At 35.3% G+C, this 25,063-nt stretch carries 18 protein-coding genes; 9 read left to right on the top strand and 9 right to left on the bottom strand.

Going from position 1 to position 25,063, the window contains the following annotated elements:
* Window positions 1–66: 66 nt before the first annotated feature.
* Both proB and proC read right to left on the bottom strand, forming a co-directional pair.
* On the bottom strand, window positions 67–843 hold the full coding sequence (gene proB / locus AC13DP_RS17910) for a glutamate 5-kinase (protein ID WP_013071703.1): 777 nt from the start codon (window positions 841–843) through the stop codon (window positions 67–69).
* Between the two features lie 29 nt (window positions 844–872).
* Entirely contained in the window at window positions 873–1,679 is an 807-nt protein-coding gene (proC, locus tag AC13DP_RS17905) for a pyrroline-5-carboxylate reductase (protein WP_013071704.1), read from the bottom strand.
* A 535-nt stretch (window positions 1,680–2,214) separates the two neighbouring features.
* On the opposite strand from proC, the gene AC13DP_RS17900 reads away from it, so the two are divergent.
* From AC13DP_RS17900 to AC13DP_RS17875, 6 genes are all read left to right on the top strand, one after another.
* Window positions 2,215–5,871, top strand: a complete 3,657-nt coding sequence (locus AC13DP_RS17900) for a CheR family methyltransferase (RefSeq protein WP_483068232.1) — start codon at window positions 2,215–2,217, stop codon at window positions 5,869–5,871.
* Complete coding sequence (locus AC13DP_RS17895) at window positions 5,872–8,097, top strand: ATP-binding protein (RefSeq protein ID WP_483068231.1); 2,226 nt, start codon at window positions 5,872–5,874, stop codon at window positions 8,095–8,097.
* Between the two features lie 55 nt (window positions 8,098–8,152).
* Entirely contained in the window at window positions 8,153–8,719 is a 567-nt protein-coding gene (locus tag AC13DP_RS17890) for a response regulator (RefSeq protein ID WP_483068230.1), read from the top strand.
* On the top strand, window positions 8,703–9,266 hold the full coding sequence (locus AC13DP_RS17885) for a biliverdin-producing heme oxygenase (protein WP_272957486.1): 564 nt from the start codon (window positions 8,703–8,705) through the stop codon (window positions 9,264–9,266). Before AC13DP_RS17890 ends, AC13DP_RS17885 begins: the two co-directional genes overlap by 17 nt.
* 69 nt (window positions 9,267–9,335) lie before the next feature.
* A complete protein-coding gene (gene ggt / locus AC13DP_RS17880) occupies window positions 9,336–11,066 on the top strand; it encodes a gamma-glutamyltransferase (protein WP_483068229.1) in 1,731 nt (576 codons plus the stop codon).
* Window positions 11,067–11,092: 26 nt separating this feature from the next.
* A complete protein-coding gene (locus tag AC13DP_RS17875; protein WP_347405603.1) occupies window positions 11,093–11,803 on the top strand; it encodes a hypothetical protein in 711 nt (236 codons plus the stop codon).
* A gap of 137 nt (window positions 11,804–11,940) precedes the next feature.
* Here AC13DP_RS17875 and AC13DP_RS17870 read toward each other — a convergent pair whose 3' ends face one another.
* The 4 genes from AC13DP_RS17870 to AC13DP_RS17855 all read right to left on the bottom strand — a co-directional run bounded on the left by AC13DP_RS17870 (window position 11,941) and on the right by AC13DP_RS17855 (window position 16,243).
* Window positions 11,941–12,513 carry a pseudouridine synthase gene (locus AC13DP_RS17870; protein WP_483068228.1) on the bottom strand — a complete coding sequence of 191 codons (573 nt, stop codon included), beginning with the start codon at window positions 12,511–12,513 and terminating at the stop codon, window positions 11,941–11,943.
* An 83-nt stretch (window positions 12,514–12,596) separates the two neighbouring features.
* Window positions 12,597–13,082 (bottom strand): MarR family winged helix-turn-helix transcriptional regulator, encoded by a 486-nt coding sequence (locus AC13DP_RS17865; RefSeq protein WP_013071711.1) that lies wholly within the window; start codon window positions 13,080–13,082, stop codon window positions 12,597–12,599.
* 196 nt (window positions 13,083–13,278) lie between these two features.
* Entirely contained in the window at window positions 13,279–13,821 is a 543-nt protein-coding gene (locus AC13DP_RS17860) for a hypothetical protein (RefSeq protein ID WP_013071712.1), read from the bottom strand.
* A gap of 274 nt (window positions 13,822–14,095) precedes the next feature.
* The gene (locus AC13DP_RS17855) at window positions 14,096–16,243 is read right to left on the bottom strand and encodes a M3 family metallopeptidase (protein ID WP_483068227.1); all 2,148 of its coding nucleotides are present in this window, start codon (window positions 16,241–16,243) and stop codon (window positions 14,096–14,098) included.
* A gap of 179 nt (window positions 16,244–16,422) precedes the next feature.
* Between AC13DP_RS17855 and AC13DP_RS17850 the strand changes: the two genes are divergently transcribed.
* Window positions 16,423–16,857 carry a porin family protein gene (locus AC13DP_RS17850; RefSeq protein ID WP_483068226.1) on the top strand — a complete coding sequence of 145 codons (435 nt, stop codon included), beginning with the start codon at window positions 16,423–16,425 and terminating at the stop codon, window positions 16,855–16,857.
* 56 nt (window positions 16,858–16,913) lie between these two features.
* The gene (locus AC13DP_RS17845) at window positions 16,914–17,078 is read left to right on the top strand and encodes a hypothetical protein (protein ID WP_483068225.1); all 165 of its coding nucleotides are present in this window, start codon (window positions 16,914–16,916) and stop codon (window positions 17,076–17,078) included.
* 3 nt (window positions 17,079–17,081) lie between these two features.
* Here the strand turns inward: AC13DP_RS17845 and AC13DP_RS17840 are convergent, their stop codons facing one another.
* The 3 genes from AC13DP_RS17840 to AC13DP_RS17830 form a co-directional block, all read right to left on the bottom strand.
* Window positions 17,082–18,020 carry a cation diffusion facilitator family transporter gene (locus tag AC13DP_RS17840; RefSeq protein WP_483068224.1) on the bottom strand — a complete coding sequence of 313 codons (939 nt, stop codon included), beginning with the start codon at window positions 18,018–18,020 and terminating at the stop codon, window positions 17,082–17,084.
* 160 nt (window positions 18,021–18,180) lie between these two features.
* Window positions 18,181–19,038 (bottom strand): NAD(P)-dependent oxidoreductase, encoded by an 858-nt coding sequence (locus tag AC13DP_RS17835; RefSeq protein ID WP_483068223.1) that lies wholly within the window; start codon window positions 19,036–19,038, stop codon window positions 18,181–18,183.
* 14 nt (window positions 19,039–19,052) lie between these two features.
* Complete coding sequence (locus AC13DP_RS17830) at window positions 19,053–19,937, bottom strand: formate/nitrite transporter family protein (RefSeq protein ID WP_013071717.1); 885 nt, start codon at window positions 19,935–19,937, stop codon at window positions 19,053–19,055.
* 416 nt (window positions 19,938–20,353) lie between these two features.
* Here AC13DP_RS17830 and AC13DP_RS17825 point away from each other — a divergent pair, with 416 nt between their 5' ends.
* Window positions 20,354–25,057: a PAS domain S-box protein gene (locus AC13DP_RS17825; protein ID WP_013071718.1), complete on the top strand. Its 4,704-nt coding sequence runs from the start codon at window positions 20,354–20,356 to the stop codon at window positions 25,055–25,057.
* The last annotated feature ends 6 nt before the right edge of the window (window positions 25,058–25,063 follow it).

Raw genomic sequence — 25,063 nt, 5'->3', positions numbered from 1 at the left:
TTTAAGTTTTTAATTAGTTAATTCCCCGTTATCGGGTTTAAGTTCTTTGGTTTATTTTAAATGGGATTAGGATGTAAATTTGGTTCCTACAGGTTTACCATTCATAATATCCAGAATCACATTTTGTCGCTTTCCGTTAGCGATGTAAGTGGTGATATTTTTAGCAGCGGTTTCTTTTGCTATTTTAATTTTAGATTCCATGCCGCCACGGCCTTCACCTTCGCCTTTATCAGATTGTTGGACATATTTTTCTACATTCTGATCAACCTGAACTTTATTTAATTTTTCTGAATCGTCATCATCTGGGTGCCCGGTGTATAGTCCGTCAGTATCACTAAGGATAATTAATGAATCTGCACCAATTAATTCGGCCACAAGACTTGCTAATTCGTCATTATCAGAGAACATAGACATGGTTACTGAAACAGCATCATCTTCATTCGCGATTGGAATGATTCCTTCAGAAAGTAAAGACTCATAGCAATTAATCATATTTTCTCTATGAATTCCGGGGCTAAAGTCTCTTTTGGTGGCAAGCACCTGTGCACAACGCATCCCATAATCATGAAAAATGCTGTAATAATGCCTCATCATTCTTGGTTGTCCTACTGAACTATAAACCTGTCTTCTTTTAGAAGCATCTGTGATGTTAATTTCACCAAGAATTTCTTTCCCGGCGATTGCAGATCCAGAAGAGACCAAAACGGTCATTACATCTTCTTCGTAAAGCTCTGCTATTTGTTCTACTAAATGTTTCAGTACTGGACCTAAAATTCTATTGTCTTTGTTGGTCATTACATTAGTTCCAACTTTTACAACGATTCTCTTTTTCTTATTTTCCATTATTAATTTTGATAGTGTTAGTTCGTAGATTATTTACCTTCTCCAAGTTCTACTGCACGGTCAAATGCGGCGTATGCAGCTTCTTTAATAAGTTCTTTAACGTTATTATCGTCCATAGAATCTAAAGCTGCACGAGTTGTTCCTCCTTTAGAAGCAACACGTTCCATCCAGGTGTCTGGTGATAGATCGTGTTGATTAAATAGTTCAACTGCACCTTCAAAAGTCTGACTTACCAGTACTCTACTATCATTTTCAGAAAATCCCATTTTTAGTGCAGCCTCTAGCATGGATCCCATAAAATAGAAAACATAGGCCGGTCCACTACCACTAATTCCTGTAGAGGCATCTATAAAATTCTCATTTTCTACTTTAATTGACTCACCGGTTGTGTCCAGAAGATTTCTAACCATTAGTAGTTCTACTCTGGAAACTTCTTTTGCAGCGGTATAAGATGTTACCCCTTTTCCTACCTGAGCAGGGAGGTTAGGCATTGAACGAACAACTTTTTTAACTCCTAAACCATCCTGAATTGTTTTTATGGTTACTCCCGCCATTAGGGAAACAAAAATTTGTTCATCGTTCACCATTGGCTTTATTTCTTCAAATAAGCTATCTATATGATAAGGCTTTACAGCTAGAAAAACTATATCTGCCTGAGGCAGGCAATGATCTACTTTATCGAAAACATCAAAATGGTCTACTTTACTTAAGTCGGTAATAACTTCAGCAGATTTATCGAAGATCATAAGATTCCTTCGATTTAAAAGACTGCTTTTTGCCATTCCTTCGGCATAAGTAAGTCCCATATTTCCTGCTCCAATAACTAATACTTTCATTTCTGTGTTTTTCAATTTTGTTGTCGTGGATTCCCACAATTATTTAGTTAAACTTTCTACTTAGTGTTCAAAGACCATGCGAGCCAAAAAAAATATTACTCTTATGATTTTTAAACGCATTTAATATAAGCTGAATTTATTTTAACAAAATCTCAATTACGGTTAAAGAATTGTAAAAATATAGGCTAAGATTAGCTGTCAGCTGGAATGGTATAGGGGCATATAAGTAGGATTATATAGCTATATAGCATGGTTTCCCCCTAAAGTACGAAGAATATCAGTGTGTTAATGTTTCTTAATAAAATAAATAATAATATCGCATTAAAGTTAGGTATTGAATATTTTTATGAGGCATAGTTATTTTCTATACCTGCCTAACTGACAAAAATAAACTGTTAAGCTGGCAGAATTTCATTGGAAGGCTTACTTAAAATCTTGTGGATACCGTGCATTTTAAAAGCATTTGTAGTATTAAATATGTAATTTATCCGATATATTTGGCCTTTACACGTGTTAACTACTTCCCAAAGAATAAATGACTAGAAACAATAAACTAACACCAAAGGAGAAAACTAGAAAACATGAAAATGCACAGTCCAGGATTATTGCTGTGGGGGCAAGTGCTGGAGGTTTGGAAGCTTTAAAAGCATTTTTTACTGGTATTCCTGAAGAAGATAATAATACTTATGTGGTGATTCAACACCTTTCTCCAGATTATAAAAGTATGATGGGAGAATTGTTGGCAAAATCAACCAAATTTCCTATCAAACAGATTAAGGAGGGAATGCAAATGGAAGAAAAAACCATTTATCTTATTCCGCCTAAATGCAATCTTCTGGTAGAAGATGGCTGCCTAAAGCTTGTTGAGAAACCAGAGCGGGCACATCTTAATTTACCTATAGATATGTTTTTAGAGTCCCTTTCCAGTTACAAGAAGGAAAAAGCAATTGCAGTAATACTAAGCGGAACTGGTAGTGATGGTACTCGCGGCATAAGAGCCATAAAGGATAGAGACGGTATGGTGATGGTTCAGGATCCTGAACAGGCTAAGTTTGATGGAATGCCAAAAAGCGCTATCCAGACCGGTTTGGTAGACTATATTTTACCCGTTGAGGAAATGGGGGAGGAACTGCGTAAATTTATTAATGCACCAATGGTTTTTGATATCGAAAACCACGATGTGGAATTCGACCAGAAAACGCTATCTAAAATCCTTCATCTTATTGATGAAAAAACAGGTCTTGATTTTAGGGAGTATAAATATTCTACTTTAGCCCGCCGACTGGCAAGAAGGGTAAACGTAGGAGGCTGTAGTAGTTTGGAAGAATATTACGACATGCTGGTACACAATGATGATGAAATCCCTATGCTGTATCGGGAGTTTTTAATTGGGGTAACTAATTTTTTTAGAGATCAAAGAGTTTGGGAAATTATCGCAGATGATATTATCCCAGAACTTATAGAGTCTAAAAAAGATAATGATATTCTTAAAATTTGGGATGTAGCTTGTAGTACGGGAGAAGAAGCGTATTCTCTGGCCATGTTACTGCATGATGAAATGCAACGACAGGATAAGATGCTCGAAATAAAAATTTTTGCTACAGATATTTCACAAGAGCATTTGGATATAGGTAGTGCTGGTATCTATTCTGAAAGTGTGGTCGCTAACGTAGAAGATAAATTTCTGAAGAAGTTTTTTATCAAAAAACCGGAAGGCTACCAGATTGTAGAGAAAATTAGGCGTATGGTCATTTTCTCTAAACATAATATTATTAAAAATCCGCCTTTTAGTAATATGGATATGGTGTTATGCCGTAATCTTCTTATCTATTTTCAATCTACTATCCAGAAGAAAACCATGGACGTTTTACATTACGCCCTTAAAGAATATGGCTTTTTGGTATTAGGAACCAGTGAAACCATAACCTCACACAGGGATTCTTTTGAAGATATTAGCAGAAAATGGAAAATCTTTAGAAACGTACATCCAAGAGCTAGAATCAGAACCAAAAATTTGAGACCTACAGCCGGCAGGATCAATGATCATGATGAAAAACATCATAAGCCTAGAAATAGCGATAATCGCACCTATAATAGCAGTAAGCAAAAGTTTGTAAATGAGCTTAACGAGGCTATTATGGAGCAGTTTGGTGCTGCAAGTGTATATGTAGATTCAGAATTTAATATTATGGAAGCAGTTGGTGAATTTAGAAAGTACGCCAACCTTCCTGTCTCCGGATTCACTACTAATTTAATAGAAATGCTTAATAAAGATCTTAAGCATGTAGTGCAATCGACCACCAAAAAATCGGCAAAGGAAAAGAAAAGGGTAGTTTATCATGACGCTATTGTTAAAGAAGCTAATGGAGTCGTGATGAAATTAGATATTGTAGTTAAGCCTTTTAAGCCGAAAAACCTGGATAATGAAAGTAATTTTGTACTTACTTTTATTGAGAAAGAAGTAAAGGAAGAAGATACTATAGAGGTTGAACAGATAACAATAAGTGGTAGAACTCAGGAATATATAGTCGAGCTTGAAGAGGAACTGAAAAAAACCAAAGAAGAACTGCAAACTTCTTTGGAAGAGATCGAAACCAGCAATGAAGAACTGCAGGCAGCTAATGAAGAACTCCTGGCTTCTAATGAAGAATTACAAAGTACCAATGAAGAACTGCAAAGCGTCAACGAAGAAATCAATACGGTAAATGCCGAGAATATCCAGAAGATGGATGATTTGGCACAACTTAATGCCGATATGAATAATCTTCTGGAAAGTACAAATATTGGTACGATCTTTTTGGATAGTGACCTAAGAATCCGAAAATTTACTCCAGCAATTAAAAAGCATTTTAGTTTAATAAATAGTGATATTGGTCGACCTATCGATAATTTCACAACTAATTTTGGAGTAAATAGAGGGAAAGGTCTGGTAGATCGCTGCAATAAAGTGATGGAAACCGGTAAAATTTTAGAGCGCAATATTCTTTCTAAAGAAGGAAGAAATTACTTACAGCGAATTTCTCCTTTTAGAAATGGAGAAGATAATACGGAAGGTATTGTAATTACCTTTGTGGATATCGAATCCCTGCAGAAGGCAAAAAATAAATTGTTGGCCAGTGAACGTCGTTTTAAATCTTTTTATGAAGAGGACCCGGTATTGCATTTTAGTGTAGATCCAAAAACTTCAGAAATTGTACAGTGTAACCAGGAAGCGGTAGAAAAATTGGAATATGATTCTAATGAGGATATTATAGGGAAACCGATATTCGAACTTTACGAAGACGAATCTAAACTAAAAGCTTTACGACTTAATAAGTTATTCCAGGAAAAAGGGGAGCTTAAAAATGTAGAGCAGGAGATGGTGACCAAAAATGGAAAAATTGTTCCGGTAATCATGAACTCTACTGTAGAGCTTGATGAAAACGGTAATGGAATAACCAACAGGTTTACCTGTGTCGATATTTCAGAATTGAAACAGGTACAGGAAGAATTAGAAAGCCAAAAAAAGGATCTGGAAAGAGCGAATCATGATTTAGAACAGTTTGTTTCTATTTGTTCTCATGACCTTCAGGAACCTTTAAGTACCATTAAGTTTGGTAGTGATATCCTGGGTAAAATTTATTCAGATAAGTTAGATCAAAAAGGCAAAGACTATATCCAGTATATAGATGAAGCTTCAGATCGATTATCAGCTCAGATAAAAGCGCTGTTAGAGCATTCCAGAATTGGTAGAAATACCAAGAAGAAAATGGTGGATACGCGCGAGCTTGTCGAAGTTGTAAGATACGACCTTACCAAGCGAATAAAAGATACCAATGCAAAAGTGCATATCGGAAGTCTGCCTAAATTAATGGTCTATGAAGTCGAAATGCGACTTTTATTTCAAAACCTTTTAAGTAATGCCTTAAAATACTGTGCAAAAGATAAGACTCCTGAAGTTCGGATCTCTGCTTATCAGGAAGATGAATACTGGGTGTTTTCTGTAATGGATAACGGTATAGGAATTTCAGAGGAAGATCAGAAAAATATATTTACCATTTTTAACCGGGTACCAACAGAAGAAAAGTATGAAGGAACCGGTGTTGGGTTGGCGCATGTGCATAAGATTGTGATCTTACATGGCGGTTCTATTTGGGTAGATTCGCAACCAGGAGTGGGCAGTACTTTCTATTTTAAAATCAAGGCAAAGTAAATGAGTAAAACTGCTTATAGCGCACAACAGGTAAATATCACAAATTGTGACAGGGAACCTATACATATTATAGGTAAAGCGCAGGAACATGGTGTTATAGTTGTTTGTGATTTAAATTCTTTCCATGTTTCGCAATGCAGTGAAAATATTGAAGACATTCTGGGAATTCCACATGCCAATGTTTTAGGGTTGCCTTTAAAACAGGCTTTATCCAAAAAAGTGGCAAAGTCTTTTAAAAAGAAGTTTAGAAATGATGAATCTCTTTTGCCCGAAAAACTGAAAATAGGAGAGCAAAAATTTTTATGTATTCCGTCTATTTCCGGTGATCATCTTATTATAGATGTGGAACCTTCAGGTAAATCCATAGATCCTATTCGTTTTCAGGAACAGCTTACTAAAATCTTAACTGAATTAGACGAATCTGAATCAGTAAACGAGATGTGCCAACAGGCTGCTTTGCTGGTAAAACATTTGTTCGATTACGATCGGATAATGATCTATAAGTTTGATGAAGAATGGAATGGCGAAGTTGTTGCTGAAGTAAAAGAACCTGAACTGGAAAGCTGGCTTGGATTGCATTATCCCGCAACCGATATTCCTAAACCTGCCAGGGAAATTTTTATGAAACAGGGAGTAAGAATTATTAGTGATGTACATTATAAAGCATCACCAATAACTCCTGAAATTTCTCCGCTAACCGGACAGCCATTGGATATTTCGAATTCAGAGTTGAGAGCGGTATCCCCGATTCATATCGAATATTTGCAGAATATGAAGGTGGGAGCTTCACTTACGGCCGCGATTGTTTTGAATGGTGAATTGTGGGGACTGGTAGCCTGCCACCATTACTCGCCTAAATTTATTAATTATCATCAGCGGCAATCCTGTTTGTTTTTAACACAGGTTTTTTCAAATAAACTGGCGCTAAAAACAACAAAAACCTTTTTAGAGAATACAGCAAAGTCTGATGAGGTTAGGAAAAAGCTGGTGCTGCAAATGACTTCAATTAAAAATATTGAAGATGCGCTTTATCGTTTCGATCCAAAGTTTACAGATCTTATAGAATGTGGTGGTGGCGCATTGGTGATGGACGGAGAAATTTATCTTTCAGGAGAAACACCAACAAAAGCTGAAATTAGACATTTATGCGACCAATTTTTAGCTAAAAAAGAGGTTTATTTTTCAACAAAATCGATTTCTGCTGTATATCCAAAAGCACTGGCTTTTAAAAATACCGCATCAGGAATTCTTAGTGTTCAAATAGGGGAGCAGGATAATAATTTTATCATGTGGTTTAGGCCAGAGGCTAAGGAAACGGTAAATTGGGGCGGAAATCCAGAAAAAAATGGCTACGTAAAAGATGGGATAGAATACTTAACTCCCCGAAAATCTTTTGAGCGCTGGACAGAGAAAGTAGCCGGAGTTGCACAGCCGTGGGAGGATTATGATCTTGAAGCTGTTGGTAGTTTAAGAGAAAGCATCGTTCATATTTTGGTAAAGCAACAAAAGGATAAAATTGATAGTCTAAACGACCAGTTATTAGATGCTAATAAAGAGTTAGAAACCTTTAGTTATAGTGTGTCTCACGATTTAAGAGCTCCGCTTCGCGGTATCGATGGTTATGCCAGAATCTTGCAAGATCATTATATGGATAGGTTAGACGATTACAGTCAAAAAGCCGTAAAGACCATTGTTAGATCAGCTTCAGAAATGGATACACTTATAGACGATATTTTATCATACTCTAAAGTAGGGCAAACACAGCTTTCTAAACAGGTATTATCGATGAAGCAAATTGTGGAAAATGCACTCGATGCTCAAAATGCTGAACGTAATTACCCAAGAACCACTATAAAAATCGCTGAAAAATTACCCAAGATTATGGGCGATCGCAGGATGATTTCACAATTGGTAAACAATCTTATTTCCAATGCTTTAAAGTATAGCGGAAAAAAAGAAAATCCGGTAATTGAAATAGGCTTTGATCAGCAAGAAGATGAAGTTATTTATTTTATCAAAGATAACGGCGTAGGATTTGATCCCAAACATAAGGACAAAATTTTTGAAGTCTTTTCACGGGTCGCTACCGACGATTTTACAGGCTCTGGAATAGGACTTTCGATTGCTAAAAAAGTGGTAGATAAACATAAGGGCGCGTTATGGGTAGAAACAATTCCCGGCGAAGGCTCTACTTTTTATTTTAGCCTGCCGGACATTGAAGATTAGAGAGAATTAAAAATATATTTTGTATTTTTCGCCGCTAAAAAACCAAAAATTTTAAATGATAAAGACCGCACTGAAAATATTGCTGGTAGAAGATTATGAGGTAGATGCCGATCTTATCACGATGCAGATTCATAAAATTGTAGAAAATCCTGAAATTAAACTTGTAGATAATGTAGAGGATTGTAAGAATAAACTACACAATTTCGTTCCGGATGTTGTATTATCAGATTATAATTTGCCAACCTGTACCGGTCTGGATATTCTTCAAGTGGTAAAGCAATTTGATGATAACTTGCCATTTATATTCGTTACCGGGACAATAGATGATGACGAGCTTGCTGCGAATACCATTCTATCTGGAGCCTCCGGATTTATTCTGAAAAAGCATATGAATACTCTTGGTGAAAAATTGATGCCATTACTTAAAAAAGTGGTGTTCAATATGCTTGAGAAAGAAGAACTTCGTGAAAAAATACGTCGAAATAAGATTGCTGTAAATCAAATCTATCAATATCTAGACGATATTAATGCTGAAAATGAAGAGCAACGAATAAGTCTTAATAAAATTCGTGCGAATATAGAAAGCATAACACTCGAGAAAGACAATGCTGCAGACGCTTAGAGAACAAACAGCCACATTACACAAAGAAATCGAAAAGGATAATACTGCAGGTTTGATCATGGATCACAGTATTACTCTTGAAGAATATAAATTGCTATTGCTTCAAAACTATTTAGCTTATAAAATAGTTGAAGACGAAATTAAGCAATTTGAGCCTGAATTTTCTATAGATAAAAGTGAAAGACTAGCTGAAGATCTTAAGATGTTAAATATCGATTTTTCTTCACCTTTAGTACAGTTCGAGAATCAATTTCATTGTAAGGATAAGATTGAAGCTCTGGGAGCTGCGTATGTTTTAGAAGGTTCTGCAATGGGCGGAATGCTTATCGCGAAAGAACTTCAAAATTGTACAAAATTAGCTTCAATTTCTACACATCATTTTTTTAACGGAGATCGTAAAAATGTGCAAGGCTGGAAAGAGTTTATGAAAAGAGTGAATGCCAGGGAGTTTTCAGAAGAAGAAATTCAGAAAGCAACACTTAAAGCTCAGGAAACCTTTAGATTTTTTGGAAAGATCTTTGAGTATCAGCCACAATTTTCAGCTTAAATAGAATAATTTCTTTCAAATAATATACAATTTGACTAGGTTTAGGTTTTCGATTATATTCCTAAACCTATGAAAAAAATCTATACCCCACTATTTCTTATTATTGTATGTTTTGCGCCATTATTTTCAACTTTCGCGCAAAGCGGTCGTATTCCTGTTTCTTCAGAAAAAGGGATCGTTACCAGTAGTCATAAACTCGCTTCCCAGGCGGGAGCGCAGATTCTTAGTGATGGCGGTAATGCCGTTGATGCTTCCATTGCAACCGCGTTTGCACTTGCGGTAACTTTACCTTCTGCCGGAAATATTGGTGGTGGTGGATTTTTGGTGTATCGTGGTGAAGACGGTACAGAAACTACTTTCAATTTTAGGGAAAAAGCACCTTTAGCAGCTACAGAAACCATGTATCTTGGGGAAGATGGCAAAGTAAAAGACAATTCCAATCATGACGGATTGTTAGCGGTTGGCGTTCCGGGAACGGTTGCTGGACTTTATAAAGCACATCAAAAATTTGGAAAATTAGATTGGAAAGATCTTTTAAAACCTGCATTGAAATTAGCAAAAAAGGGATATCCGGTAAGTGAAGATATGCAGTGGTTTTTTAAGTGGGTTAAGGAACACAAAGATGATTACGCAAGTACTGCAGAGATATTTTTAAAAGAGGACGGTAGTCTTTATAAGAATGGTGAAATTCTGGTTCAGAAGGATTTATATAAGACCTTAAAAAGAATTCAAAAGCATGGGCCAGATGGTTTTTATAAAGGCAAAACAGCCGAATTGTTGGCCGATTTTATGGCTAATAATGGTGGAATTATTACTGAAGAAGATCTTGCTAGGTATGAAGCTGAAGAAATGAAGCCCATCAAAGGCACTTACCGTGGTTATGATATTATAGGAATGCCTCCACCAAGTTCTGGCGGAGTTGCGGTAGTAGAAATGCTGAATATCCTAGAAGGCTATGATATGGCTGAATTTGGACAAAATTCGGCTACTTCTTTACATTTAATTACTGAAGCGATGCGCCGCGCTTTTGCAGATCGCGCCATGTATTTAGGAGACACCAACTTTAATCCTAATATGCCTTTGGAAGAACTGACTTCGAAAAATTATGCTGAAAAACTTCGAAAATCGATTTTGATGGATGCAGCTTCAGAGAGTGATTCGGCTAATTTTAATAAAGGGCATTTAAAATACGAGAGTAAAGAAACCACACATTTATCTGTTGTAGATAAAGAAGGCAATGCGGTTTCGCTTACTTATACGTTAGAGCAGAGTTACGGTTCTAAATATGTGGTAGAAGGAGCCGGATTTTTACTGAATAACGAAATGGGAGATTTTAATCCAATTCCGGGTTACACGAATTCACGAGGTTTAATAGGTACAGCCCCTAATTTAATCGCTCCGGAAAAAAGAATGCTTTCCAGTATGAGTCCGGTGATCGTCGCAAAAGACGGAAAAACGGTGCTAGCAATTGGCAGCCCTGGTGGTAGGACGATCATTAACACTGTGCTTCAGGTTATTTTGAATACCATAGATTACGATCTGGATATTGCTAAAGCGATAGAATCACCAAGAATTCATCATCAATGGTTGCCTGATATTACTTATTTTGAAGAATGGGGATTCTCTCCAGACACCAAAAGAATTTACGAAGAAATGGGGCACGAAACAGGTACAAGAAGTAGCCAGGGTAGAGCGATGGGAATTTATATCGATCCTGAAACCGGAATGCGTTATGGTGCGGCAGATTCTAGAAGTTATAGCGGCGGAGCTGTAGCAGAAATGGAAGCTTATTTTAATTGATAATTGATGTTGGTGAAAATTTTTTAATGAAATATTCTGTAAATAATAATAATGACTTAAAAGAAGGATATGAATCATTAGTTAAGTCTATAACTAGGCTACATGAGGTTAATAGATTATTTGCTCAGTACAGCCATCTAAATACTGAAAAAGTTGCGATGGTCATATACAAGACCGCAACTTATGGGTGGTATATAGATGATTTCTCAAAAAACAGTGGAATAAATATAAACACATGTCTTAAGCATATTTATAATAATCTTCCTGAAAAACTTGATGCTTATTTTACAGATTATTATAAAGGTAAAATTGAAAAAATTAGAAAAAGATTAGTCGAGAAATATTCTAGCAGAAAAGAAATATTAAATGAAGCTTTTGAGTCTTATAACAAAGGTTATTATTGTGCTTCTATCTGTATTTTATTAACTCAAATTGATGGCATATGTAATGATATTTTAGAGGCCAAATTTTTTGTGAATAAGAATTACTTACCACAGATTAAAGAAAAATTGGAGAACAAAAATCTAAAGTATTCAGACTTTATATTGTCTCCTATTTTTAAGAAAGCAAGTATTAATAGTTGGGAAAAAGAAATTGAAAAATTCCCAATTCGACTAAATCGTCATGAAATAATACATGGGGTTGATATTAACTACGGAAATGAAAAGAATTCATTAAAAGTAATTTCCATGATTTCGTATATAGATTTTGTATTATCCCATTATAATTCGAACTAAATATAGAGTTGGCAAAAATACTTAATCGGAAATAGCGGCTTTATTTAAAGGTGTGATTTTATTAAGCAAGCAAAAAATGAATATTCTGAAGCTTATTGAAAATAATTCACCATAAATCAAACTCAATATTGGTAATTTTAGCTATCAAATTTTTGAAGTTCGATTACTTCACCGCTATCCATATCGTTTAGTTTTTCATTTCCTATTCGTACACGAACCAAACGAAGTGTTGGGAAACCAACAGCCGCCGTCATTTTTTTTACCTGGCGGAATTTCCCTTCAGTAAGTGTGATCGAAACCCAGCTGGTTGGGCCGTGGCGCTCGTCCCTTATCTTTTTTGCGCGTTCAGGAAAAACAGGTCGGTTTTCTAATTTAAAAGCTTTACAGGGCAGCGTTTGGTATTTTGAGCCGTTAATACTTATCTCTACGCCATTTTTTAATAATGCTACAGCTTCTTCAGTAATATCACCATCTACCTGAACGTAATATTCTTTTTCTACACTGCTTCCGGTAATTCTGGCACTTTCTTTTCCATTGGTAGTTAAAAGTAAAAGTCCTTCAGAGTCCTGATCCAACCTGCCCACGGCCATGGTTTCTTCAGGAAAATTACCAAGCTCTCCCAATAATTTTTTCTTCTTTCTGGGTTTTTCGTTGGTGATAAACTGACTAAGATAGCCGTAAGGTTTGTAGATTTTAAAATAGCGATGCATAGCAAAAATTGTTCAGCAAAAATAAAAAAATGAGAATAGAGGATTGTCGTAAAATCCGGTGTAGAAAAAATACTTCCTCCTTGTTAAAATTTCTTCAGGTTTTTTTCTGAGCGCTCCCTAAAGTCGGCTTCATCCATATTGTTTTCAAGGATAGCAAGATGGTCCAGGATAGCTTTGCTGTGATTCATTATTTCTTTTACCGCTTCGTCGCCTGCTTTCCAGTGACGTTCAATTTCAGGTAATTTATCCTTTGCTTTTTTAGAAAGTCGGAGTAGGTGTTTACGTTTGTCTTTTTGGTCTTTAACCGAATTGATATAGCCCTTTTTCTTCATTTTATCAACCAGTTGTACGATAGCAGGGTGGGAGAGGTGCAGTTTTTCCGCAATTTGCATCACGGTTAACTTTTCATGTTTTTGCAATAACAGAAAAATCATATGCCAGTTGGGTTCAATTTCCAGGCCGTGATCCCTGTAAAATTGCCGGGTAGAATATACAAAGGCATCGCTTAATCTTTTTAATCTTCCTGTTAAGCCTGCATATCCCATTTCCACCAAAAAGTCATTCTCCATAAATTTTATTTAAGAACTAGCAGTAAAAGTAAACACTTAAGCAGTTTTAATAAAGAAAAATTTACTTGATTATCGGAGTTTTTAATTATCCTATAAACTTTAATTGCCCAATCCCGACAAGTTATAGGGATTGAGCAATTATATTTTTATAAGAACAGTCTTTTTGGGCAGCCCTTAAGTGGTTAGTGCCTAAAATTTATAAGATGTAAAATGACTGACTTGCAGTATTTTTTTCTTCACGTAAAATCACATATTCTTTTACAGGATTTTCCAAATGAACCATACCAATAGGATAGTATTCATAAAGTCTTAAAAGATCTTTTTCTGGTTGATTTTCTTTTTTAGTATCGATACTGATAATCGCTCTCTTTAGATCGAATTTTTCGAAAATCTTATCTACTGAAGAAATAATACTATTTTCACTTTCCTCCCTACTTAAATTAGCATGATCAAACACCGTAAATTTGATCCTGGCTTCTTTTCCTTTTCTTATAGCAGTGACACTGGCGAAACCAATTGTTTCCTGTTCACGTGACCACAACAAATGATAGTTTTTGGCCTGGTGATTATCCAGGTTTAGTTCTGCTTTTAAAAAGGTAAGGAATTTACCAATATATGGATCGGTTTTATCGTTACCAATAGTTGTTTTTGGTAAAAAAGTTGATGCAATGTGTTCTAAATTCATCGCATTGAGTTCTCTAATGTCTAATGCTAAATTGTTTGTTCTTTCTAAGATCATAACTCATTTGTTTAGAAAATTGTTTTTCAATTTCAGGTCATATTTAAATTCTATTTAAACTATGTAAGTGCTTACGCAAATGTAGTCAAATAAAAAGGTAAGTGCTTACATTGTTTTTTGAATTTAACGTTTATTTAATTTCCTTCCTGGGTATTGATTTCCAGAAATCGTTTTAATTTTCTATACTAATAGAAAAAGCCATTCTGTAACAGAATGGCTTTTATTTTATAATTAAAGTCTCTAAAACTAAGAGCTAAGATGTAGTAAATACATTTTAATTTTTGGGCACTGGGAATCCACGATCACGCATTAAGGCGTCGATATTAGCATTTCTACCTCTAAATTTTTTGTAGGCCTTAGCGGGATCCATAGCATTTCTTGGTGCAAATAAATATTTAACCAGTTTATGCGCTGTTTCCTTATCATAGAAACCATCTGGAGCTTCGGCAAAAGCTTCAGCAGCATCGGCAGTTAAAACATCTGCCCATAAATAACCATAATATCCGGCTGCATAGCCTTCGCCAGAAAAAATATGGCTAAATTGTGTAGACCTGTGACGCATTGGAATTTTTTCAGGTAATCCAAGTTCATCGAGTTGCTGCTTTTCAAACTCCTGTACATCATTAATTTTAGAAGGATCGGTGGTGTGATATTTCATATCCATTAAAGCCGCAGCTAAAAATTCGGTGGTGCCAAATCCCTGATTGAAAGTAGCCGCTTTTTTGATCTTTTTTACTAATGCTTCAGGCATTGGTTCACCGGTTTCATAATGTCTTAAAAATTGATCGATCACTGCATCTGTAGATAACCAACGTTCTAATAATTGTGACTGAAATTCAGTATAATCCCTAACACCGCTATTCAACTTTGGATACTTAATCTTTGCAGAGAGAAAATGCAATGCGTGTCCAAATTCATGGAAAAAAGTTTCAGCATCGTCCCAGCTTACCAGTGTAGGTTCTCCTTTTGCCGGTTTTACAAAATTTGAATTATTAGAAGCCAATACGGGTTTGTTACCACTTAATTCATCTTTACTTCGATATGTAGTAGCCCAGGCTCCAGAACGTTTGCCTGGACGTGCATAAGGATCTAAATACCAAAGCCCAACGACTTCTCCATTTGTTTTATCGTTAACTTCGTAAACACTCACATCTGGATGAAAAACCGGTACAAGGCTGGTATCTACCGGAGTAAAATCGAAATTAAAAAGTTCTCCTGCTACGTAAAATATAGCCTTTTTAAGATTGTCTAATTGTAGGTATTGTTTTATTTCTTCGCTATCCAGGTCGTATTTTTCTTTTCTCACCTTTTCCATATAATAGCGATAATCCCAGGCTTGTATTTTTATATCTTTTCCTTCTTTATTTGCAAGTTCCTGCATGTCTTTAATTTCTTCTTCAACACGGCCAAGGGCCGCAGGCCAAACTGCTTCCATAAGCTCCATGGCTTGTTTTGGTGTTTTTGCCATTCGATCTTGCAAACGCCATTGCGCATAGTTATCATAGCCTAAAAGCGCAACCCGTTCGTCACGAAGTTCTAAGATCTTTTTGATCACCTGGTTGTTATCATGATTATCTCCGTTATTTCCGCGAGAATAGTATGTTCTCCACACTTTTTCCCGAAGTTCGCGTTCATCAGAATAGGTTAAAAACGGATCCATTGAAGAGCGTGTATTGGTGATTGCAAATTCTCCCTGATGATCTCTTTCGCTTGCGGCACTGGCTGCAGATTTAATATAACTTTCCGGCAAACCGCTAAGTTGAGTGCTATCGATATAGGTCACATAACCTTCTTCATCTGCCAAGACATTATTAGAAAATTGCGTATATAATTCAGATAATTCCTTATTAATTTCAGCATAACGTTTTTTGTCTTCTTCGGAAAGATTAGCACCATCCATTTCAAAATCTTTGTAAATTAAATCGATGGTGCGCTGTTCAGCCGAGTCTAAGGCCTTTTCCTGAGATTGCTCGTAGACTGCTTTGATTCGTTGAAAAAGCTGTTCGTTTTGTGAAATCTTAGAACTATATTCGGATATTTTAGGGGATAATTCTTTTTGAATTTCCCTAAATTCTGGAGAAGAAAGATTGCTGCTAAAAATCCCGTAGTATGTAAAAGCACGATCCAGTGCTTCACCAGATTTTTCGAAAGGGATAATCGTATTTTCGAAAGTGGCAGCTTCAGGATTATTCGCGATACTGTCTATTTCTTCAAGGTGTTGCTGCATCCCTTCAAGAATTGCAGGTTTCAGCATTTCAACTTTCATTTTATCAAAAGCCGGTATTCCCTGGTACGGACCGGTCCATTCAGCAATAATAACATTGTTTTCCATAGCATCATCTTTATTTTGGGAGTCGTTTTTACAGGCCGCAAATAATACGATCGCTGCCATTCCCAAATTTTTTGTAAACTTTCTTTTCATGCGTTTTGAGAGTGTTGAGGTTTTAAGGCCTGAATATACAAAGACTGTAAATTCTGAAGAATGAACTGATAAAAAAGCTTGAAAAATTTATCGATTCTGATTGCAAAATAATTCTATATTTATCGCCGATTTCAGCAAATTATAATGAATCAAAAAGTCAATCACATAAATCAATCAAAATGAATATCAGGAATTTATTTTTTATCGTTTTATTATTTTCAGTATTTAAAATTACTGCGCAGGAGCACCAGTTTGGAGTAAAAGCAGGCGGGAATTTAGCGAAATTCACCGACGCATCTGGTAACGATTATCGTTTTAGAAATCGAGGGGATTTTAAATTTAAGCCAGGATTTTATGCGGGAGCGTTCTATGCATTTAGGTCTGGAAATTACCAATTTCAGCCAGAGGTTTTATTTGGATTACAGGGAAGCAAAGTTTTAAAAGATGATCTAAGTGTTCCTGCTTTCGACTATTATGGCAATCCCATTTCATCTTCAACTTACGAGTATAAATATAGCATTCACGAATTAAGCATTTTAGTGCCCTTAATGTCTCGGTTTTATGTAACAAACGGACTGTTTTTTGAAGCAGGACCACAGTTTGCTTTATTGTAGATCGCAATTTACAATCTGATTACCAGGTGATCGAAGGCGAGAGTGATAATTTTATAATGCGCGACGGAGATTCTTTTGATGCCGGATTAAATCTGGGTGTGGGACATCATATAAGCAAGACGATATTAGTGAATTTTCGCACTTATTTTGGAGCAATAAAAAGAGAGAATGAGATTAGAGGAATCATTTTAAATTTAGGCGTAGAATATCGAATTTGGTAAATTTTAATGAGAATGTTTATGATGATTGCGATTGTGGTCATCATGCTCATGCTCTTCGCTGGTAAGCAGTTCACAGCTTTCATTATCTAGTTCGGTTTCGATGGTGTAATGATCAAAATGATATGCTTTTAAAACCTCTTTTATCTGTTTTTTTACCTCGAGTAATTCGTTAAATTCAGTAATATTCTTCAGTTTTATATGGGAGGTGAAAACGTGATGCTCTCCTTCCAAAGACCAGATATGCATATGATGTAACGAGTCGATATTGTCGATTTTTAGGATATCTTTTTTAATTTTTTCGGGTTTAATTTCTTTAGGAACTCCCTGTAGAAAAATGTACAGTGTCTCCTTAAGCCTAAGTATTACATTGTAAAGAATATACAGCGTAATTAACAGCGATAGGGCAGGATCTAAATATTGATTATCTGTAAAATTTAGTACGATTGCAACGATTAATACCGCTACCCAACCTAAAACATCTTCAAGTAAATGCCAGGAAACCGCTTTTTCATTGAGACTGGTGCCGCCACTTAGTTTCCAGGCTGCAAAACCATTTACTAAAACGCCTACAATGGCAAAAACGATCATTCCTTGTGCATCTGAAGGTTGTGGATCAAAAAGTCTTTCAATAGCTTCAGAAATAACGTAAACAGATCCAGCAATTAGGACAATACTATTTATTAAAGCTCCCAGTAGCGAAAATCGCTTATAGCCAAAGCTGTATTTTTCGTCTGCTCCTTTTTTAGATTTTTTATCGAGATACCAGGCTGTTCCCAAAGAAAGGCTATCGCCAAGGTCGTGAACCGCATCAGACATGATGGCGATACTGTTTACGTAAATTCCGCCGAAAAATTCTAAAATTGTAAATCCTAAGTTTAGGAAAAACGCGAGCTTCAGGTTTTTACCCGATTGATTATGGTGGTGATGGTGGTGGTGTGACATGGTGTAAAAGTACACCGGGACTTATGCAATCCCAGTGCAAATCTAATCGGTAACCGCAATTAATTATTTTTGTTTCATACGAAATCGGGATATGAACTAAATAATATCAGCTTAAAATAATTACATAAAACATTCTTCTTTAGGTAATTATTTTAAGAATTTAAGATAGTTTCTTGATAATGGCAATAACATCTTCAGCTCCAAGTTCAGCTTCGGCGTTTTTAAAGGTGTTATACGCAGCATTTCCAACCGGTTTGTCAAATCCGCTGTTTTGCGCCAGTCTTAAATCTTTGGTAAGATGCTCTAAAGTAAAGGCTGCATTGTAATTTTCGTTAATAGCCGCTTCTCCTTTAATTTTTCCAAAAGTACTTCCTAAGGCGCTGTTATTAATAATCTCCATAAGATCTTCAGTTTTTACATTTTTTGTACGTGAAAATTGAATAATCTCAGCAAGTCCCTGTGTTAAGATCCCTAAGTAAGTATTTACCGCTAATTTTGCAGCATTTCCAACACCATTTTCTCCCACAAGAATAACTTTTTTAGAGTAGGCCTCTAAAACCGGTTTTACTTTATCGAAGATTGCTTTCTCTCCACCAACAATACTTACCAACGTTGCATCTTCAGCTTGTTTTACACTCCCAGATACGGGAGCATCCAGATAAAATGCATTTTTATTTTTTAATTCTTTGGAAAGGGAAATGCTTAATTCCGGAGAAATTGTACTGGCATTTATAAAGATCTTATTTTTTACTTCCGCAGAAAAAATTCCGTTTTCCTGATTGAAGATTTCACTTACAGCCTCGTCATTAGAAACCATAATGAAAATAGCATCTGTTTTTTCAACCAATTCTTTAGCCGTTGTGGCAGCGGTTGCTCCTTCGGTTTCTAAAGCTTTTGTTTTTTCCTGAGAGCGATTATAAACTCTTAATGGATATCCTGCTTTTAAAATTTGTTTAGACATGGGATTTCCCATTTTTCCTAAACCAATCCAACCTGTTTTAAATTTTTCTGAAGTCATTTTATATATTTCAACTAATAATTTCTACGTTCCATATCGATATTGTACACAAAAGCCCTGTATTTTAATAGCGCTACAAAAACACCACCACCAATAGAGTTTCCTAATAATCCAAAACTTTGAAATTTAAGATAATCCAGAATTTCGATATTTGGCGATACAATCATACCGGCAAAAACTTCTATACTACCTATAATACTGTGGTGAAGCCCGGTAAAGGCCATTGTTGCAGTAATTATAAAAATGATAAAAATACGGCTCATGGTATCACGAGAGGAGGTTATAAGCCATGAAAGTAAGCCCATAAGCCATCCTGCTAAAATGGCGCTTACAAAGATCACAAAACCATTATAATCGGTAACGTGATGCGCAATTTTTTCTATTGTATTATGCTCAAAAAGATTAAGTTTTGGGCCAATCCAAATTAGGATAAACGCAATAATGTAGCCACCAAGAAGATTACCTGCGATTACCGTCCCCCAGATTTTCAACAAACTTTTAATACTTCTTTTGTTGTTTAATACAGGTAGGGTAAGTAGTGAAGTTTGTTCTGTAAATAAAATAGATTGACCAAGTATCACCATAATAAATCCAATAGGATAGACAAAAGCCATGATTTTAAATAGGCTTTCCTCTTGAAGGCTGTCACTAAAAAAATAAAAGACAGAACATAAAAGCAGATAACTGAAGCCAATTTCCAGGCCAGCAGTAATTGAACTTAATAAAATACTTTGCGGTGTACGATCATAGGTTTCCTGCCCTTCAACGATTTGTTGTTTCAGGATCTCTCCATGAGATTTGGTACTGTCTCCAGATAATGAAGTAGAATCTTTAAGTTCTTTATCTATATTTTCCTGTTTTTTCTCCTGTTCCTTTGCTTCGATTTCTTCTTCTTTCATTGCAATGTTATATATGCTAGTCTAATGCAGCCTAAAACTAATTAGGATTTTATCGACTAAATTAAGACTTTCAAACTATAGGATAACATCTTAAAAGGTACTTAAGCATTTATTTAACATACCTCCTCCCAGATTCGTAGAAAATGATTTATAAAGCTAATTTATGTCGCATAGGCTGCAGTAAGGGAAATGTCTTGTATTTTAAATGATTTAAATCTGGGGTAATAAACTGTAAGTAATTACTTAATCCTTTATTAGCAAAGAATTTTTAAAAAACTAGATGATTTTTGCAATATTTGGTATTTTGCAACCTAGTTTAATTTTTGGTATACAAGAAATAGTAATTTTTTAAATTAGATGGTATACAAATTCTACTTTTAAGTTAGGAGTAGAACTATTAGTTACCAAAATTATATATGGTCCTACACTTTAAAGATTTACATACTTCGTTTAATAATCTACTAGCAGAAAATCCGAATCTTATCGATTGGTTTGGAGAACATCTTTTTGAATGCATCTGGTTTGTTGATGTGAAGAAGAAAGCAATTTGGGGAAATTTTCAATCTGTACCAAATCGTAAAAAAACACTTGACTTTAAAAAACTTTGTGAATTAACTAATAAAGAAATTAGTTTTCCGGAGGTTATAAGGAATTTTATAGAATCTGAAAAAAGTGATGAAACTTACGACTGCTATAAGCCTGAAATGGATACCAGTAAATGGCGGTTTTATTTCAAAAAAGTAAAGGTGGAATTAGCAGCGGGAACAGAATATATATTTATCCTACAACGACATATTCCTTTTAAAGAGGAATATTTACATCTTCATGATGAGAATAGTTATCTAAAAAAGCTAAATGAAATATTTGAAAAGACCAATGAAGTTGCCAGAGTAGGTGGCTGGATGGTTGATCTGGTAAATAATCAAATTCATTGGACCAAAGTCACTAAAGACATTCATGAAGTGGATGAGGATTTTGTACCCAGTATGCAAACTGGATTAGACTTTTATTTGGAAGGAGAGAATAGAGACCGAATAACCAGAATTTTTACGGAAGTCGCTGAGAATGGTGGTTCTTATATTGATAATTTTCAAATCTTAACGGCGAAAGGTCATATAAAATGGGTAAAGGTTTTTGGTAATGCCGAACAAGAAGCCGGAAGAACGATTAGGGTATATGGTGCATTTCAGGACATTACCGAGCAAAAATTAAAGGAAAACGAACTTAAATTAACCCAGTCTAGATTTCGAGATATTTTTGATAATTCTCCATTAGGAATTATTCTTATAGATCCTAAGACTAATGAAGTTTACCATGCTAACGAATCGGCTAAAAAAATCTTTGGATTGGAGAGCTTATCAAGCCAAGAAATACAAAAATTTTCTTTTCAAAATCAAATTTTTGAGGAAGATTTTGAGCTAATTTCTGAAAAAAGGAAAAAGTTGCTGCAAGGGAAGTTTGATAATTATAGAATCGAATACCGATTTTATAAGGATCACGGCAGAATAATTTGGTTACAATCGTTTACGTCTTTGCTTAGAGCAGAGGACGGTTCACCAAGATTAATCATCGCTCAGGTAGAGGATATCACCTTAAGAAAGCTGCTTGAGGCCGAGTCGTTTAAAAATGCAAGCCAGTTTAAAAGTGCATTTGATTATTCTCCAAACGGGATGGCATTGGTTTCTTTAGATGGCAAGTGGGTTAATGTAAATAGAAATCTTAGTAAGATGATTGGTTACACCCAGGAAGAGTTACTAGAAATGTCTTTTATGGATGTTACCTATCATGAAGATTTAGATAAAGACCTTAAGCTATTATCTAAATTGATGGCCGGTGAAATCGATACTTATAATATGGAGAAACGCTATATTCATAAGGAAGGACATTTATTATGGGGATTATTAACCGTGTCTTTACAAAAAGACGAAAATGGCAAGCCTTTATATTTTATTTCTCAGATCAACGATATTACCGCGGCAAAAGAAGCTCAGGAAAATATTAATAAAAGTTATCGGGAACTTCAAAATATGATGGATGCCACCACGCAGGTATCGATTATAGAAAGTGACTTGGATGGTGTAATAAAGAAATTTAATAAGGGAGCAGAAAATTTCTTTGGCTATAAAGCTGAAGAAATGATCGAGAAAGAAAAATTTTTTATTTTCCATGATAAGCAGGAAATAAAAGAACGTGAAATAGAGCTATCTAAAAAGTACGGAGAAGAAATAAAAGGTTTTGATGTTTTTACTGCAGGGCCAAAGATAAAAGATTATGAATCGCTGGAATGGACATATATTCGTAAAAACGGAGAACGTTTCCCGGTTCAACTTGTAATTACAGCTATTAAGAATAGCGAAGGTGTAATCACCGGTTATGTAGGTGTAGCGACAGATATAAGCCAGTTAAAAGCAATACAGGAAGAGCTGAAGAAAAGCGAGCAACGTTGGCAATTTGCTTTAGAAGGATCTGGAGATGGTATTTGGGATTGGTTTGTAGATAGCAATACCCAGTTTTTATCGTTAAGAGCAAAAGAAATGCTTGGTTTTGAAGAAACCGATGATCTTACCAGTGTAGAAGAATGGGATAAAAGAATCCACCCGAAAGATCTGGAAAAATCTGAAAAAGCTTTACAGGATTATTTTACGGGAAAGCTACCTATATATCATGTAGAAAAAAGAATTAAGTGTAAAGATGGGGAATACAAATGGATTTTAGACCGTGGTAAAGTTGTAGAGTGGACAGAAGATAAAAAGCCACTGCGTATGATTGGCACTCAAAGTGATATTACCGACCGAAAAATAGCCGAAAGAAAAATTAAAGAAAATGAGGTGAGGTTTAGGTCTTTATATGAGCTTTCTCCAATAGGTATTGGCCTAATTGATGTGGAAAACGGAACTTTTATAGAAGCCAATCAATCACTTATAACTTCCTCGGGATATACTAAAGAAGAATTTACCGGGATTTCCTACCGAAAAATTGTTCCAAAAGAATTTATTCCACTGGTAAGCGATAAGTTTAAAAAAGTGGTTTTAAATGAAAAAGTAGAAGCTTTTGAGAAAAGTTTTATAAAAAAGGACGGGACAACTTTTCCCGCCTTGGTGAATGGAGCTAAAATAAAAGATACGAATGGGAAGGATATCATTTTGGCAACAATACAAGATATCACCAGGCGTAAAGAAATGGAAAATTCTCTAGTAGAAGCCAAATTAAAAGCGGAGGCCGCCAGTAAATCTAAGTCTGAGTTCCTGGCGAATATGAGTCATGAAATTAGAACCCCCTTAAATGGAGTGATAGGTTTTACCGATCTTTTAATGAAGACGGAATTAAATACCAGCCAGAAACAATACATGGAGACGGTATATAATTCGGCAAATACACTATTAGATTTAATAAACGATATTCTTGATTTTTCCAAGATTGAGGCGGGGAAATTAGAACTTAGTGTAGAAAAAATAAATATTATTGAACTATGTGGCCAAACCATAGATGTTGTTAAACATAAAGCGCATGAAAAGGGTTTAGAAGTGTTACTAAATATTAGCCAGAAAGTAGATCGGTATATTTATGGTGATTCCGTTAGAATTCGTCAAATCTTAACCAATTTACTGGGGAATGCAGTTAAATTCACCAACAAGGGAGAAATAGAGCTTAGGATTGAGGCAGGAAATAAGAATACAGAACATCAACGGGAATATACTTTTATAGTAAGAGACACGGGTATAGGCATAGCCCCACAAAATCTGGAACGGATTTTTAAAGCCTTCGATCAGGAAGATTCCAGTACCACCAGAAAATACGGCGGAACCGGTTTAGGGCTTACTATTTCTAACAAGCTGTTATATTTAATGAATAGCAAGCTTGATGTACAAAGTGAACCCGGTATAGGGTCTAGCTTTTCATTTAAGGTGTATTTTGAGTCTGAAGAAGGTGCTTCTTTTTTAGATGAGAATTCTAGCAAGATTACTAATGTGCTTATTATAGACGATAATTATAATAACCAGGTTATCTTGAAAGAAATGTTAGCGATAGAGGATATACAATGCCATGCAGCCTCCAATGCTATCGAGGCCTTAAACCTTTTAGAAAAAGAGAATACATATCAATTGGCTATTGTTGATTATAATATGCCTTATATGACAGGAATCGATTTTATTGCTCACTTAAGAAATGACTTAAAATTAGATGCAGAACAATTACCCTTAATTCTTTTACACAGTTCTGCACAGGAAGAAAAATTAGCGAAAGCCTGCGAAGATCTGGATGTACAGTTTAATATTAATAAACCCATTAAGATCGACCAATTATATAGGATGTTAAATCAAATCCAGGCCCCTTTTAAAGGTGTAGAGGAAAAACCTGTGGATGAATTTAAAGAAAAAACCTTTGATGATAACTTCAGAGTTTTAATTGCAGAGGATAATCCTGTAAATAAATTTCTTGCAAAAACCATTTTAACGAAAGCAGTGCCTAATGCAGAAATAGTTGAAGTTGAAAACGGACAGGATGCCGTTTCTTTTTACAAGGAGCATCCGTTAGATATTATTTTTATGGATATTCAAATGCCCATTATGAGTGGTTTTGAAGCATCAGAAGAAATTAGAAAATATGAGTCTGATCAAAATGAGCAGCAACATGTACCAATTATCGCATTAACGGCTAGAACGGTAAAAGGAGAAAAAGAGCGATGTCTCGATGCAGGAATGGACGATTATATTACTAAGCCAGTTGTTTTTGAGACAATTAAAGCTGTTATTCAGGAATATTTGTTAAATGAAAAGGAAGATTTTGAGGATATAAATATTCTCGAACATTTTGACAAGCAAAAATTGTTGGAAAAATTTGATCATGATCAAAAAACTTACGATCAATTAATGCAAATTGTAAAACAAAGTCTGGATGAATATCCCAAGCAGCTAAGAAGGCGTATAGAGCATAGGGATTTAGAAGGTATAAACAAGTTAGGGCATAAAATAAAAGGCTCAGCACAGAATTGTTGTTTCTATAATTTGGAGTATCTTGCAGTAAGATTAGAAGAATTTAGCCTATTTAAAGAATCAATATTATTAGATTTAGAACAGAAGATCGAAGCAGAAATAAATTTATTGAAAGACAGCATTTAAGACACG

Source organism: Zunongwangia sp. L-65 (assembly GCF_056859415.1).
This window is presented reverse-complemented; position numbering and strand designations above follow the sequence as displayed.